This is a genomic window from Synechococcus sp. 'PEA 65AY6A-5F PE A' (genome assembly GCF_047462575.1).
Taxonomy (GTDB): Bacteria; Cyanobacteriota; Cyanobacteriia; order Thermostichales; family Thermostichaceae; genus Thermostichus.
The window spans coordinates 33,561-48,088 of record NZ_JAOALE010000008.1 but is presented as its reverse complement, the minus strand read 5'-3'; the positions used below and the strand labels follow the sequence as shown (position 1 = coordinate 48,088).

At 62.7% G+C, this 14,528-nt stretch carries 12 protein-coding genes; 10 read left to right on the top strand and 2 right to left on the bottom strand.

What is annotated here, in order from left to right; all coding sequences use genetic code 11:
* Window positions 1-10 precede the first annotated feature (10 nt).
* The 3 genes from GG26_RS04295 to GG26_RS04285 are packed head-to-tail and all read left to right on the top strand — an operon-like array spanning window position 11 to window position 2,774.
* A complete protein-coding gene (locus GG26_RS04295; RefSeq protein ID WP_011429129.1) occupies window positions 11-322 on the top strand; it encodes a DUF6825 family protein in 312 nt (103 codons plus the stop codon).
* Between the two features lie 29 nt (window positions 323-351).
* Window positions 352-2,055, top strand: coding sequence for an ABC1 kinase family protein (locus GG26_RS04290; RefSeq protein WP_414389054.1), 1,704 nt, complete (start codon window positions 352-354; stop codon window positions 2,053-2,055).
* Window positions 2,055-2,774 carry a PP2C family protein-serine/threonine phosphatase gene (locus GG26_RS04285; protein ID WP_414389052.1) on the top strand — a complete coding sequence of 240 codons (720 nt, stop codon included), beginning with the start codon at window positions 2,055-2,057 and terminating at the stop codon, window positions 2,772-2,774. The genes GG26_RS04290 and GG26_RS04285 overlap by 1 nt, the downstream gene beginning before the upstream one ends.
* Window positions 2,775-2,785: 11 nt before the next feature.
* Here the strand turns inward: GG26_RS04285 and GG26_RS04280 are convergent, their stop codons facing one another.
* Window positions 2,786-3,703, bottom strand: coding sequence for a histone deacetylase (locus GG26_RS04280; protein WP_414389050.1), 918 nt, complete (start codon window positions 3,701-3,703; stop codon window positions 2,786-2,788).
* A 128-nt stretch (window positions 3,704-3,831) separates the two neighbouring features.
* Here GG26_RS04280 and GG26_RS04275 point away from each other — a divergent pair, with 128 nt between their 5' ends.
* The 4 genes from GG26_RS04275 (at window position 3,832) to GG26_RS04260 (ending at window position 11,962) form a co-directional block, all read left to right on the top strand.
* On the top strand, window positions 3,832-5,676 hold the full coding sequence (locus tag GG26_RS04275) for a protein kinase domain-containing protein (RefSeq protein WP_414389048.1): 1,845 nt from the start codon (window positions 3,832-3,834) through the stop codon (window positions 5,674-5,676).
* Between the two features lie 3 nt (window positions 5,677-5,679).
* Window positions 5,680-8,013, top strand: coding sequence for a transglycosylase domain-containing protein (locus GG26_RS04270; protein ID WP_011429123.1), 2,334 nt, complete (start codon window positions 5,680-5,682; stop codon window positions 8,011-8,013).
* Window positions 8,014-8,345: 332 nt separating this feature from the next.
* Window positions 8,346-10,211, top strand: a complete 1,866-nt coding sequence (gene uvrC / locus GG26_RS04265) for an excinuclease ABC subunit UvrC (protein WP_414389045.1) — start codon at window positions 8,346-8,348, stop codon at window positions 10,209-10,211.
* A gap of 80 nt (window positions 10,212-10,291) precedes the next feature.
* On the top strand, window positions 10,292-11,962 hold the full coding sequence (locus GG26_RS04260; protein ID WP_414389087.1) for an NAD+ synthase: 1,671 nt from the start codon (window positions 10,292-10,294) through the stop codon (window positions 11,960-11,962).
* 271 nt (window positions 11,963-12,233) lie between these two features.
* On the opposite strand, the gene GG26_RS04255 is transcribed toward GG26_RS04260, so the two are convergent.
* Window positions 12,234-12,386: a chlorophyll a/b-binding protein gene (locus tag GG26_RS04255; protein WP_011429120.1), complete on the bottom strand. Its 153-nt coding sequence runs from the start codon at window positions 12,384-12,386 to the stop codon at window positions 12,234-12,236.
* 279 nt (window positions 12,387-12,665) lie between these two features.
* Between GG26_RS04255 and GG26_RS04250 the strand changes: the two genes are divergently transcribed.
* From GG26_RS04250 to GG26_RS04240, 3 genes are all read left to right on the top strand, one after another.
* A complete protein-coding gene (locus GG26_RS04250) occupies window positions 12,666-12,887 on the top strand; it encodes a photosystem I reaction center subunit IV (RefSeq protein WP_011429119.1) in 222 nt (73 codons plus the stop codon).
* 45 nt (window positions 12,888-12,932) lie between these two features.
* Entirely contained in the window at window positions 12,933-13,784 is an 852-nt protein-coding gene (locus GG26_RS04245) for a DNA-formamidopyrimidine glycosylase (RefSeq protein WP_099812575.1), read from the top strand.
* Window positions 13,785-13,895: 111 nt separating this feature from the next.
* Window positions 13,896-14,486: a pentapeptide repeat-containing protein gene (locus GG26_RS04240; protein WP_011429117.1), complete on the top strand. Its 591-nt coding sequence runs from the start codon at window positions 13,896-13,898 to the stop codon at window positions 14,484-14,486.
* Window positions 14,487-14,528 lie beyond the last annotated feature (42 nt).

Sequence of the window (14,528 nt, the reverse complement as noted above, 5' to 3'; positions counted from 1 at the left end):
CTTGGGTTACATGAACAATCCAGTTGTGCGGGCTTTTTTTGTCGGCAAGGCGGTGGCCGACGTGCTGCGAGAGCGCCTGGAGAGCACCCTTGCCGACCTTGCCGGGGAAGTGGGCAAGGTGTGGGCGGAGCTCCAAGAGGGCTGGCAGACCTTTGCCCAGGATGTCATGGCCCGGGCTGAGGCGGAAGCATCGCTAGCTGCCCAGGAAATGGCGGCACCCCCCTTCAAGGCAGAAGACCTGCAGGCAACCCTAGACGACCTGCGGGCAGAGGTGGCGCAGTTGCGCTCCGAATTGCAGAAGTATCGGAGTCGAAACGCTTGAACGCCAGCACACTCCCATCCCGAGCCGTTTTGGGATCCGAACCCGCCAAGCCCTATACCGCCTACCGTTGGGCCCGAGAAAACTACACCCGCTGGGGCCGCCTCATTGATATTTGGCGATTTGTGCTCACCTGGCTGTTTTACCTCTGGCTGGATCAGCAGGCGTGGAGCTACGGGGGGCAGCCCACAGCGGAGCGCAAAGCCAAACGCCGCCGCGCCAGGGCCATCTGGATCCGCGAGACGCTGCTCCACCTCGGTCCTACTTTTATCAAGGTGGGGCAGTTTTTCTCCACCCGGGCCGATCTCTTCCCCTCCGAGTACGTCGAGGAGCTGTCCAAGCTGCAGGATCGGGTGCCTGCTTTTGGCTACGAACAGGTGGCAGCCATCGTGCAGCAAGAGTTGGGCAAGCCCATTGAGCAGATCTACAGCTATTTCGATCCCACCCCCTTGGCGGCGGCCAGCTTGGGGCAGGTGCATCGGGCCAAGCTCAAGACCGGCGAAGAAGTGGTGGTCAAGGTGCAGCGTCCGGGCCTGACCCGCCTGTTCACGATCGATCTGGAGATCTGCCGCGGTATTGCCGAGTTCTTTCAGTACCACACCCGTTGGGGCGGGCCGGGCCGCGACTGGATCGGCATCTACGAAGAGTGTCGGCGCACCCTCTGGAAGGAAGTGGACTACCTCAACGAGGGCCGCAACGCCGACACCTTTCGCCGCAACTTTCGGGACATGCCACAAATTGCCGTCCCCAAAGTGTACTGGCGCTACACTTCCCCCCGCCTGCTGACGCTGGAATACCTGCCAGGGATCAAGATCAGCGACTACGAAGCCCTGAGCGCGGCGGGGCTGGATCGCAAGCTCTTGGCCCGCTTGGGGGCAGAGGCCTATTTGCGGCAACTGCTCAAAGACGGCTTTTTTCACGCCGATCCCCACCCCGGCAACATTGCCGTGAAGCCCGATGGCACGCTGATCTTCTACGACTTCGGCATGATGGGGCGCATTCGCCCTGGCATCAAGGAAAAGTTGGTGGCCATGCTGGCGGCTGTGGTGGCCAAAAATGCCGACCTGGTGGTGGCCTCGCTGGTGGAGCTGGGCGTGTTGGTGCCCACTGCCGATCTGGCGCCAGTACGCCGCTCGGTGCAGTACATGTTGGATCACTTCATGGACAAGCCCTTTTCCAACAGCTCCGACGAGATCTCGGTGATGGCCATCAGCGAAGACCTCTACGAGCTGGCCTACGATCAGCCGTTTCGCTTTCCCGCCACCTTTACCTTTGTGATGCGGGCCCTGACCACGTTGGAGGGGCTGGGGAAAAGCTTGGATCCGGAGTTCAATTTCCTGGAAGTGGCCAAGCCTTTCGCGGAGGAGCTGATGAACGGCAGCAAACCGGAGACGGAGACTCTGCTAGCCCAGGTCAGCCGCCAGGCGGCAGAGTTCACCAGCAGCAGCCTCAGCTTGCCCCGCCGTCTTGAAGCGACCTTGAGCAAGCTGGAACAGGGGGAGCTACGCCTGCGGGTGCGATCCAGCGAGACGGAGCGCTTGCTGCGCAAGCTGAACAACACCGGGCTGGGAGTCATTTACGGGGTGTTGTTTGCGGCCTTTTTTTTGAGCGCAACTCAGCTCTTTTTGGCCGGACATGCTACCTTAACGGTTATCACTTTGGTTTTGGCTGCCCTCGCTGCTCTTGCTTTAATCAGAGTACTCTTAAGGTTGAATCGGTCAGAGCGATTGATGTGATGCGACGATATGCCTGCGCTACGGATCCCGGCAAGATCCGCAGCAGCAATCAAGATGCCTGCTACTGCGATCCAGAGGGGCGCTATTTTATTGTTGCCGATGGTATGGGAGGACATGCTGCCGGGGCTACAGCCAGCCTGTTGGCTGTCGAGACCATCCGAGAATATCTGGATCGAGGCTGGAAAAACGTGCCGGCACCCCGGTTGCTCAGCGAAGCCGTAGAAGCAGCCAACAGTGCCATCCTCAAGGATCAGCGGGAAAATCCAGAGCGGGCAGACATGGGCACTACGGTGGTGGTGGCCATGGTGGATCCCAAGGGCAACTGCTGGAGCGCTCACATCGGTGATTCTCGCCTCTATCGCCTACGGGGATCCGAAATGCAGCAAATGACCGAGGATCACACCTTAGTGGCTCGCTCCATTCGACTGGGGGAGCTGACCTATGAGCAGGCCCGGATTCACCCTTGGCGACATATTCTCGAGCGCTGCCTGGGCCGACCCGATGCGGGTCCACCTTCTGTGCAGCCGATTACAGTTTACCCAGGGGATCGCCTGTTGTTGTGTAGCGACGGCCTGACGGAGGAGTTAGACGACGAAGTGATCATCGAGTATTGCCTGCAGGTGGAAGATTTGGAGCAGCTTCCTCTAAAACTCATCGAGGCGGCCAAAGAGCGGGGCGGGCGAGACAACATCACAGTAGTGATTGCCGAATACGCCTAGTTTGCGCCCGGCTAAAGACGGTATTGGCGGTACACTTCGCTGGCCGCTCGGTGCAGCAGGGAGTGGCGGTAGACAAGCTGAGCGAGGTCGTTGCCGTAGCCGCCGCCGATAACGCAGGCAACGGGGTAGCCTCGCTTTAAGCAGGTGTCCAGCACCTGCATATCGCGGCGGAAGAGCCCCTCGTCGCTGAGGGCCAGCTTGCCCAAGAGATCTTCGCGGTGGGGATCCACCCCCGCATCATAGAGCACCAGATCCGGGCGCACCTGAGCCAACAGATCGGGCAGGTAGTCGGCCAGGGTTTGCAGATAAGCTTCGTCTTCCAGGCCCACCGGCAGGGGCACGTCCAGGTCGCTGGCCTGCTTGGTGGCGGGGAAGTTGGCGGCGCAGTGCATGGAAAAGGTAAACACCCGCGGCTCGGAGCGGAAGATCCAGGCGGTGCCGTCGCCCTGGTGCACATCCAGGTCTACAATCAGAACCTTTTGCACCAGCCCCTGCTGCAGCAGGACTTGGGCGGCGATGGCCAGGTCGTTGAAAATACAGAAGCCGGAGCCGTAGGCGGGAAAGGCGTGGTGGGTGCCGCCGGCGGTGTTGCAGGCCAGGCCGTGGCGCAGGGCCAATTGGGCGGTCAGGACGGTGCCGCCCACCGCGCGACAGGTGCGCTGCACCAGCTCGGGACTCCAGGGCAGGCCGATGCGCCGCTGCAGTTTGGCCTCCAGGGATCCCTCGCAGTAGGCCCGCACGTACTCTGGCGTGTGCACCGATTCGATCCAAGCCAGGGGGGGGAGTTCCGGCTGATGCACTTGCTGAGGGCGGATCACCCCTTCCCGCAGCAGCAGCTCGTGCAGGAGGCGGAATTTGGGCATGGGAAAGCGATGGCCCGGCGGCAGGGGGGCGCTGTAGTCGGGGTGGTAAACGACGGGCAAAGACATTCCAAGCAACCGGATCGACGGGGGTGAGCATAGCCTATTGGGGCCCCAGTGCTTATGGTAGAGGTAGCCCACTCTGGCCGGATCCCTGCGGGGGCTCTGCGCTGTTCTCTCTACCGCCGCGATTCCCTATGTTTACTGCGTCGGATCCCTTTTTGGGTCGCCTCTTGGCCCAGCGCTATCGCCTGACCCATCTGCTGGGGCAAGGAGGCATGGGGCGGGTCTACTTGGCCCAGGATCTGCTTTTTGGCGGGGTGGAAGTGGCCGTTAAGCTGCTCTCCCAGCCGGCGATGGACGAGCAGGCCCGCCTGCGCTTTGAGCGGGAAGCCAAAGCCTGCGCCGCTTTGGGCCAGAAAAGCCTGCACATTGTCAAGGTAAGCGACTACGGCATCACTGCCGATGGGGTGCCTTTCTATGTGATGGAATACCTCAACGGCCAAACCCTCAAGGACATTCTGGCGACGGGATCTCTGCCGCTGGAGCGCTTTTTTCGGCTGGCCCGCCAAATTGGCCTGGGGCTCAAAGCAGCCCACGAAGGGATCCTCCTGGAAGGACAGCGGATCCAGGTGATCCACCGCGACCTCAAGCCGGCCAACGTGATCGTGCTGGCCGACGAAAGCTTGGGGGAGCTGGCGAAGCTGGTGGACTTTGGCATTGCCAAGCTGCTCAACACCCGCGAGTCGCTCAGCCTTACCCACGCCTACCTGGGGACGCTGGCCTACTCCTCCCCGGAGCAACTGGAAGGGTTGCCGCTGGATGCCCGCTCCGACATCTACAGCTTCGGGATCATGCTCTACCAGATGGTGTCCGGCCAGATGCCCCTCCAGCCTACCACCGAATCTTTCCCGGGCTGGTACCAGGCCCACCACAAGCAGCGTCCCCTGCCTTTGGAAGAGCTGGGACTGCCGTTGGCGCTGCCCGCCGGTTTGTCGGATCTGATCCTCAGTTGTTTGGCCAAAGATCCGGCCGCCCGTCCGCCCACGGTGGCCAATGTGTTGGCGGAGCTGGAGCGCATCCAAGCCAGAGCGCAGGGATCCCCCAGAGGAGCTTCCCAGGCTGTTGCCCTTCAATTTCCAGCGATCCCCTCTGGCCCGCTTTTTCCCTCGGCGCCCCCCCTGGCCACGGCCGGCACGCTGCGGCTTGCGCCCCCGACAATGGCCGGCGAGAACAGGGGATCCCTGCTCTGGGCCCGCCTGATCCCCTTCTTGGGGGGCAGTTTGCTGGGCTTGGCCTTGGTGAGTTGGGGGTTGGGACGGTTGCTGCAGCGCCCTGCGGCTCCGGTGCTCTCCGGCTCTCGCCCCTCGCCAGCTGCCACGGAGTTAGAGGATGAGCGCCCAGGAGCGGAGGCGCAGCCCGATACGGCCCCTGAAGTTCTCGTTCCGGATATCCTTGGCAGCAGTGCTGGGCAGGACGAGGGCGCAACCCGTCGGGATCCGGCACCGGAGCTAGAACCCTACAGCGGGCCGGTGTTGCGCGCCTTCCCTCTCCAGACTTCCCGCGAGGTGGTGCGGGCCGCCCTGGGATCCCCCAGCCAGCAGGGGCGAGGCGCTCGGCCCAACACCGTCTACGACCTGTACCGCTTGGGCAGCATGAACTTGAGCCTCACCTACGACGAATCCAGCCTGGCGCTGCAACAAATCGAGGCCACCGTCGCCGACGACGTGCCCGCCCCGCAGGCGGAAGGGCTGCTGGAAGACATGCTGCAGGCCCCCTTGCCCCCCCAGTTGCAGCGAGAACTGCAGGCGGTGCGGGAAAACCGTTCTGAGCGCGTCCAGTTCCGCGTCGGCCCCTGGTCTGGCGTGGTCGAGCGCACCCCCCAGGGCCACCTCTACATGGCCGTTTGGGATCCCCCGCCCACCGTCCCCGTTGCCCAGCCCCGCCCAGCCCCCAGAGCCACTCCAGCCGCCGCCGGCCCTCGTCCCGGCCAGACCCTGCAGGAGCTGCTGCGCCGCGCGCGCGAATTGCGGGGAGATTGAGCCATGTCTGCTTCTGAAGACAAGAATTCCCTACGGGGCACCGTCGCTCGCTTCTTCAAGACCCTGGCGAGGCCCTTTCCGGTCGGGCCTACGGCCCTCCTCAAGCCTGCCGAGCCCCCTCCCCCCAAACGCCCGGTGCGCCTGCAGATCACCTGCCCAGGAGAGCCTCCCCAGGTGTTTGTCCTGCAGGGATCCGACATTCTTGGTCGCAGCCAGACGGTGGCCACCATCCGCATCCCCGCCCCTGCGGTGAGCCATCTGCACGCCCGCATTCGCCCGCGTCCGGGCTGGCGTCTGCCTGGCTTGGGGTGGCGGATCCCTCTGCATCCCCTCCTCTACTGGCTGGGGTGGAACGCTGGTCGCTACCAACTGGAAGATCAAGACTCCACCAACGGCGTCTTTCGCCTCAAGCCCTTTGGCGGCGCCGAGCGGGTGCGGCGGGTGATCCTGCGCCACGGCCAGCGACTCAGCCTTGGCCCGCCCCGGGATCCGGAGAGCGTGGTTATTCAGGTGTTGGATCCACCGCCGCCGCAGGTGTACGGGGTGCGCGGCTGCCTGATCCTGATGGCGCTCTTGGGGCTGGGGGCGAGGCTTTGGATCGGCCATGAGTGGAGCAAGTTCTCAGTAGAACCGCCGCTGGCCGCCGATCGCAACCCCCTGATCGTCCTGGCCGGGGATCGGCAAACCGAGCTGCGCCGCCACCAGGGGGATCTCTACCGGGAGCTGCCCAACCTGGAAGCCTTTGGCCCGATTCTGCCCAAAGTGGTGGTGGCCGCCGAAGATCACCGCTTCTACTCCCACTTCGGGGTCGATCTGCTGGGCATTGCCCGCGCCTTTTGGGTCAACCTGCGCTCCGGGGAGGTGCAGCAGGGGGGCAGCTCCATCAGCCAACAACTGGCTCGCACCGTCTTGCGCGACTACACCGGCTCAGGCAACACCTTTGGCCGCAAGCTGCGGGAGGCCGTCGCCGCCCTCAAGCTGGAACGGCGCTACAGCAAAGACGAAATCCTCACCCTCTACCTCAACAACGTCTACCTGGGCAACGGCCTCTACGGCTTTGAGACCGCCGCCCAGTTCTACTTCGGGATCCCCAGCCGCCAGCTCAGCCTTTCCGAAGCCGCCACCCTGGCCGCCATTCTGCCCGCCCCCAACGCCTTCAACCCCGTCGCCAACTACGAGGCCGCCGTGCGGGGCCGGGATCGGGTGTTGGATCGCCTCAGCGAGCTCAAAGTTTTCCCGGAAGAGGAGATTCGGCGGGCCCGGCGCAGCCGCCTCACCCTCAACCCCAACCTGCGCTCCCAGACCTCGACAGTTGCCCCCTACTTCTACAGCACCGTCTTCCAGGAGCTGCGGCAGCTTTTGGGGCAAGATCTCTCGGCAGAGGGCAACTTCGTCATCGAGACGACGCTGCATTTGCCCTACCAGCGGCTGGCGGAGCAGGCCCTGGCCCAAACGGTGCGCGAGGTGGGATCCCGCCTGGGCTTCAACCAAGGCGCCTTGGTCAGCCTCGACAGCCGCAACGGCGAGATCCTAGCTCTCGTGGGCGGGATCGACTACACCGCCAGCCCCTTTAACCGTGCCACCCAAGCCCAACGGCAGCCCGGATCCACCTTCAAAGTCTTCGCCTATGCCGCTGCCCTCAGCCAGGGGATCCCGCTGTCGCAGGTGCTCTCCTGTGAGCCGCTTACTTGGGGCAACCTCACCTTTCAGGGCTGCCGCTCGGGAAGTGCCCCCATGGACTTGGCCCGCGGCCTGATCCTCTCCGAAAACGTGATCGCCCTGCGGCTGGCCCAACAGGTAGGGCTGGAGCGGGTGGTGGCCATGGCGCGGCAAATGGGCATCCAATCCCCCTTACAGCCCTATCCTTCCCTGGTTCTCGGCACGATGGAGGTGAACCTGCTGGAGCTGACCGCGGCCTTTGCCCCTTTGGCCAATCGCGGCCTTTGGTCTAGGCCCCACACCATCCGCCGCATCCTGGATAGCAGCGATTGCGCCAACCCCGACGACTTTCGCACCTGCCGCGAGATCTACCCCGGTCGCGAGGATCCCCGCTCGCAGCGGCTGGTTTTGTCGGAGAGCGTCGCCCAGCAGATGACCGCCGTATTGCAAGGGGTGATCCGCTCCGGCACCGGCACCGCCGCCCGCCTTGGGATCGGGGAGGCCGGCAAAACGGGCACCACCACCGCCAACAGGGATCTGCTCTTTGTCGGCTACACGCCCAATCCGCCTCTGGTAACCGGCATTTGGCTGGGCAACGACGACGCCAGCCCCACCCGCGGCAGCAGCAGCATCGCCGCCCAAACTTGGAGAAACTACATGAGCCAAGTCATTCAATAGGCGACCTTGGCAAACAAGTTCTAACAACTTGACAGAAAACCTCTCCCCCTTCTCCAGGGGGAAGTGCCCGGTGGGAGCGTTGCAAGCTGTCGCGAAACCGTCTGTCACATCTCCTCCCCCGAAGGAAACGGGCTTAGGGGCGGCAGGGCTGCGGCCCGGCAGCGTTGCGAAACGCTTGGGAGGTTTTTCAGTCGAGTGATAGCTACACTTAGCCGGCCAGAAAATGAACTGCAGCCAACTGGGCAATGGGATGATTTTAAGATGGGAGTGACTTGGTCATCACTGAATGAAAGCCTTGGGATCCCTGGCTTTGCCTGTTGGAGCGAAGCTGTATGACTGTCCCTCTGATTCAAAACCCTGAGGTTCTAGAAAGCCGCCTTAAGGAGATTCCTGCCGAACCTGGTGTCTATTTGATGCGGGATGCCACCGACCAGATTCTCTATGTGGGCAAATCCAAAAAGTTGCGATCTCGCGTGCGATCCTATTTTCGCTTTACCGGCGACCTGTCTCCTCGTATTCAGCGCATGGTAGTTCAGGTTTGCGAGATCGAGTTTATCGTCACTGATAACGAAAGCGAAGCTCTAGCCCTGGAAGACAATCTCATTAAAACCTATCAGCCGCCCTACAATGTTCTCCTCAAAGAGGATAAAAAATACCCCTATTTGTGCATTACGTGGTCAGAGCCTTACCCGCAGATTTACATTACCCGCCACCGCCGTCTCAACCAAAATCAAGATAAGTACTACGGGCCCTATACCGATGTGGGCCTGCTGCGTTACACCCTCGGTCTGGTAAAGCGCATTTTTCCCTTGCGCCAGCGCCCCAAGCCGCTTTACAAGGACCGCCCCTGTTTGAACTATGACATCGGGCGTTGCCCTGGTGTCTGTCAGGGCTTGATTAGCCCGGAAGCGTATCGCAAGACCGTTGCTCAAGTGGCGATGATCTTCCAAGGCCAGACGGACGAGCTTATCCGTGAGTTGAAGGAGAAAATGGCCCAGGCAGCGCAGCAAGAAAACTATGAGGCGGCGGCGCGCTATCGGGATCAAATCCGCGGCCTAGAGCAACTGGGCCAATCCCAGAAGGTCTCTTTGCCCAACTCTACCGCCAGCCGCGATGCCATAGCTTTGGCCATGAACGACTCGCGGGCTTGCATCCAGTTGTTTCAGGTGCGGGCGGGCAAGTTGGTGGGACGGCTAGGGTTTGTGGCCGAAAACCGCGGCGACGACCCGGCTCTTATTTTGCAGCGGGTTTTGCAGGAACATTACCAATATTGCGACCCGGTGGAAATTCCCTCCGAGATTTTGACCCAGTATGAGTTGCCGGATCGCGATTTTTTGGAATCTTGGCTGAGCCAGAAAAAGGGGCGCAAGGTCAGCCTCCTTGCCCCGCAGCGGCAGAGCAAAGCCGAGCTAATCGAACTGGTGGAGCGGAACGCCCAGCTAGAGCTAGCCCGCAGCCAGCGCCTGGCGGAGCGGGAGGCAGCAGCGCTGGAGCGCTTGGCGGAAGTTTTGGATCTGCCAGAGCCGCCCCGTCGCCTAGAAGCCTACGACATCTCCCACATCCAGGGATCCGACGCTGTGGGCAGCCAGGTGGTGTTTATCGATGGCCTGCCGGCCAAGCAACACTACCGCCGCTACAGGATTCGCAACCCCCAGGTGCGGCCTGGCCACTCCGACGACTTTGCCAGCCATGCCGAGGTGGCGCGGCGTCGCTTCAGCAAGATGACTTCCGAGGATCAGCCGGACTTGGTGCTCATCGACGGGGGCAAGGGGCAACTGGCAGCAGTGATGGCCGTCTTGGCAGAGCTGGGGCTGGATCACCTGCCGGTCTTTGCCCTGGCCAAGCGGGAAGAGGAGATCTTTCGGCCCGGGGATCCTGAGCCGCTGCGGCTGCCGCCCCAGGATCCGGCCCGCCTGCTATTGCAGCGCCTACGGGATGAGGCCCACCGCTTTGCCCTTGCCTACCATCGCCAGCAGCGGAAACTACGCCAACAGGCTTCGGTTCTGGAGGAGATCCCTGGTCTAGGCAAGCAGCGGCAAAAGCTGCTCATGGAGGCGTTTCGCTCCCTTGCCCGCATTCAAGTGGCTACGGAAGAGCAGTTGGCCCAGGTGCCAGGCATTGGCCCCAAGCTGGCCCGCCAGATCTACCGCTACTTCCATCCAGAAGCCGAAACAGAGTTGCCAGCAACAGCGGAGTAGCCGACCCGCCTGTGGGCAAGCCGAACGACCTGAGCTGGCCTATCATCGTGGAGTCCGCCATTCTCGGCCAAGGGGGCCAAGTGAAGGTAGCGCTGTTGCAACTCAACTATACCGTTGGCGATCTCAGCGGCAATGCCGAGCGCATCCGTGCGGCGGTCGAGGCGGTGGCAGCGGCAGGAGCGGAGCTGGCCATTACTTCTGAGCTGGCCCTGTTGGGGTACCCGCCCCGGGATCTGTTGCTCTACCCGGCCCTGATTGAGAGGGTAGGCCAAGTTTTGCAGCAGTTGGCGGCCCGGCTGCGGGAGAGCATTCCGGTGGTGGTGGGATCCGTGCAGCCCAACCCGCTGCCGGAGGGGCGACCCCTCTACAACGCCGCGGCCTGGCTGGAAGGGGGGCAGATCCGCCACTGGTTCCAGAAGTCGCTCCTGCCCACCTACGATGTCTTCGACGAAGACCGCTACTTTGAGCCGGGATCCCCGCCCCAGCCCGTCCAGTACGGCGGCTATCGCCTGGGTTTCACCATCTGTGAAGACATCTGGAACGACCGTGACTTCTGGCAGCACCGCCGCTACCACCGGGATCCGGTAGACGAGATGGCCCGCTGCGGCGCCGATTTGCTCATCAATCTGTCGGCCTCGCCTTTTAGCCTGGGCAAGCAGAAATTGCGGGTGGAAATGCTGGGATCCCTGGCCCGCAAGCACGCCCTGCCCATCCTCTATGTCAACCAGGTGGGGGGCAACGACGACTTGATCTTCGACGGGGCCAGTTGCGCCCTAGATGGCCGGGGCCGGCTGGTGGCCCAAGCCGCTGCCTTTGCGCCGGATCGGCTGATTGTGGATGTGGAGACGCTGATCCATCCCTTGGACGAGAGCCTGGAAGTCCAGGGATCCCGCTGGCCAGCGGAGCCGGAAGCGGAGCTCTACGAGGCGCTGGTTTTGGGCACCCGCGACTACGTCAGCAAATGTGGCTTTCGCGAGGTGTTGCTGGGCCTGTCGGGAGGGATTGACTCGGCTGTTACTGCCGTCATTGCCGCCGACGCCTTGGGGCCAGAGCGGGTGCTGGGGGTGCTCATGCCCTCTCCCTATTCCAGTCCCGGCAGCCTGACGGACGCCTACCAACTGGCGCAAAACCTGGGGATCCCGACCCTGAAGCTGCCCATCCAGTCAATTATGGAGAGCTACCAGCACCTGCTGGATGAGCCCTTTGCCGGCCTGCCCCCCGACATCGCGGAGGAGAACCTGCAATCGCGCATTCGCGGCACCCTGCTCATGGCCCTCTCCAATAAGTTTGGCCGGCTGCTCTTGAGTACGGGCAACAAGTCGGAGCTGGCGGTGGGCTACTGCACCATCTACGGGGATATGTCCGGCGGCTTGGCGGTGATCTCCGATGTGCCCAAAACCTGGGTCTACCGCCTGGCCCGCTGGATCAACCGCCACCAAGAGCGGATCCCTCTTCCCATCCTCACCAAGCCCCCCTCGGCAGAGCTGCGGCCCGGCCAGAAAGATAGTGACAGCCTGCCCCCCTATGACGTGCTGGATGCCATCCTGCAGCGGCACATCGAGCAGCACCAATCCGCTGCCGAGCTGGTGGCCCAAGGGTTTGATCCCGACACTGTTCAGCAGGTGCTGCACCTGGTGCAGAGTGCCGAGTTCAAGCGCCACCAGGCTCCCCCTGGCCTGCGCGTGACCGATCGCGCCTTTGGCACCGGCTGGCGCATGCCCATTGCCAAACGCCAGGAAGGGATCAGTTGACCTTCACCCCCGGCCCCTCTCCCAGAGGGAGAGGAGGGTTGGGAGAGCGCAACCGGTTTCGCTTTTCCTGCAAGGATTGGGGTAGGGGTGCGGGTATGTTTTCTGTGAATGAGGGCCTGCCGGCCGGCAGACCCCAGAACAAAGCTTTTCCTCAACTCAACAAAAAACAGAGAGAGCAGGGCCTTCAAGCTTGCCTCTCTGCTCACAGGGATCCCAGAATCTCGCGTTTACCGCTTCGGGAGCGACTCCATAGCGCGGCAAGCTGAGTTTTCTAGATCAGGCCCAGCCAGGAGGCGACGCCTTGGCCCGTCACCGCTTCGATGACAATGGCCAACACAAAGCCGATCATGGCCGCGCGGCCGTTGAGACGCTCGGCATATTCGTTAAAGCCAAACTTGGGCTCAGACAAGTTGGGGTTGGACATGGAAACCTCCAGTTAGGGCTTGGGAAGGGCTACAAGAGTAGCACCTGCCCTTCAGTATAGTTTGCATTTCTTCACATCGCAACACCAGCCGCTTCCGACGGCAGCAGGGGAGTGGCAGCCTTGGGGGCTGGGCTTTGCCCTAACGCAGGGGCGGCACCAGCGTCCAGAAGATTCCCACCTGCAGGGAAGCCACAGGGATCCCCGTTACAAAAATTCGGAAATCGCAGCCTTCTCACGGACTAGGGTAATCTGAAGGGCAGGTCAATGGAGAGAACCTCTATGGCGATTCAGCGTGGTGCCAAAGTCCGGGTGTTGCGGAAAGAATCCTACTGGTATCGGGATGTGGGAACGGTTGCGGCGGTGGATACCAGCGGCATTCTCTACCCGGTGATCGTCCGCTTCGACAAGATCAACTACTACAACATCAACACCAACAACTTCCGCGAAGATGAGCTGGAAGTGGTGGAGGAGCCCAAGCCCAAAGCCAAAGCTTCCAGCTAAGGCTGCCCCTGCCAACTCAACCAAGCTCTTTGGCTTCCTCTTCCTGTGCCCGAGCTGCCGGAAGTTGAAACCGTCAGGCGGGATCTGCAGCGCCTCACCCTGGGTCTGTGCATCCTGGCGGTGGAGGTGCTTCTCCCTCGCACCGTGGCCTACCCCGGCAAAGACGAGTTTGCGCAGGGGCTGGCAGGCAGCTGTTTGACCCAGTGGCAGCGGCGAGGCAAATATCTTCTGGGATCCCTGGACTCCGGAGCGGTTCTGGGCGTGCATCTGCGCATGACCGGGCAACTGCTCTGGGTTCAGGGATCCGCGCCTTTGCCGATCCACACTCGCGTCCGGCTGCATTTGGAGCAGGGGTGGGAGCTGCGCTTTGTTGATCTGCGCACCTTTGGCCAGATGTGGCTGGTGCCCGCCGGGGTGGAGCCGGAGACGGTGATCCCTGCCCTGCAGAGCTTGGGGCCGGAGCCGCTTTCGCCGGCCTTTTCCGAGGCCTATTTCCAAGCTGCCTTGCAGAAGAGCCGCCGCCCCATCAAAGCCGCCTTGCTGGATCAGTCGCTGGTGGCGGGGGTGGGCAACATCTACGCCGACGAGGCCCTGTTTCTGAGCGGCATCCACCCCTCAACACCCGCCGCGCAGCTTTCCGACGCTGCCAAGAGCCGCCTGCGAGAAAGCCTGATCCAGGTGTTACGGGCCGGGCTGGAGCAGCGGGGCACCACCCTGCGGGATTACCGGGATCTGCGTGGGCTCAACGGCAACTACCAGGGGCAGGCGTGGGTGTACGGTCGAGAAGGGGATCCCTGTCGCCTCTGTGGCACCCCCATTCAGCGGAGTAAGCTCTCGGGCCGCTCGGCCCACTTTTGCCCCCGCTGCCAGCCGCCTCCAGGCCGGGTTGAGACTTGATGGCGTATCTCCCGCCAACGGCTATAGTTCTAGGTTGATCTCCAGCTCCCCTCTCCCTCTGGGAGAGGGGCCGGGGGTGAGGGTCAGCCAGGAGGGATCCCCGTGAAAAAAATGGCATGGTCCCAGTGCTGGGTCGGTCTCCTCGGCGGGGTGGTCGGGATCGCGGCACTTCCTGTTTTTGCCCAACTGGAGCTGGATGCCCAACTGGGCCGATCCCAGGTTGTTGCCCCCAGCAAAGATTGCCCCGCCTGCGATCTGACGGGAGCCGAGCTGCCGGGAGTGGATTTGAGCGGCGCCAACCTGAAAGAAGCCATCCTCAGGCAGGCCAACCTGCAAGCTGCCGACCTCTCTCAGGCGATCCTCAACTTGGCCGATTTGCGCGGCGCCAACTTGCGCGGCTCGGATCAGGGCGGGGCCTTTCTGTGGGAAGCCGATCTCAGCCAGACCAACCTGCAGCAGACCAATCTCACCGGCGCCAACCTGCAGGTGGCCAACCTCAGCGGCGCCGACTTGCGCGGGGCCGTCCTCGTCGGTGCCGACCTCACAGGAGCCAACCTGCGCCAGGCCGATCTGCGCGGGGCCGACCTGCGCGGCGCTTTTTTGGAAGCAGCCGATCTGACAGGCGCCCTCTACAACGCCCAAACCCAACTGGATCCCACCCTGAACCCCGGCGCCCGCGGCATGGTCTTTGTGAAAAACTAGCTCCCCTGTCCCTGAGGGAGAGGGGCTGGGGGTGAGGGCTAG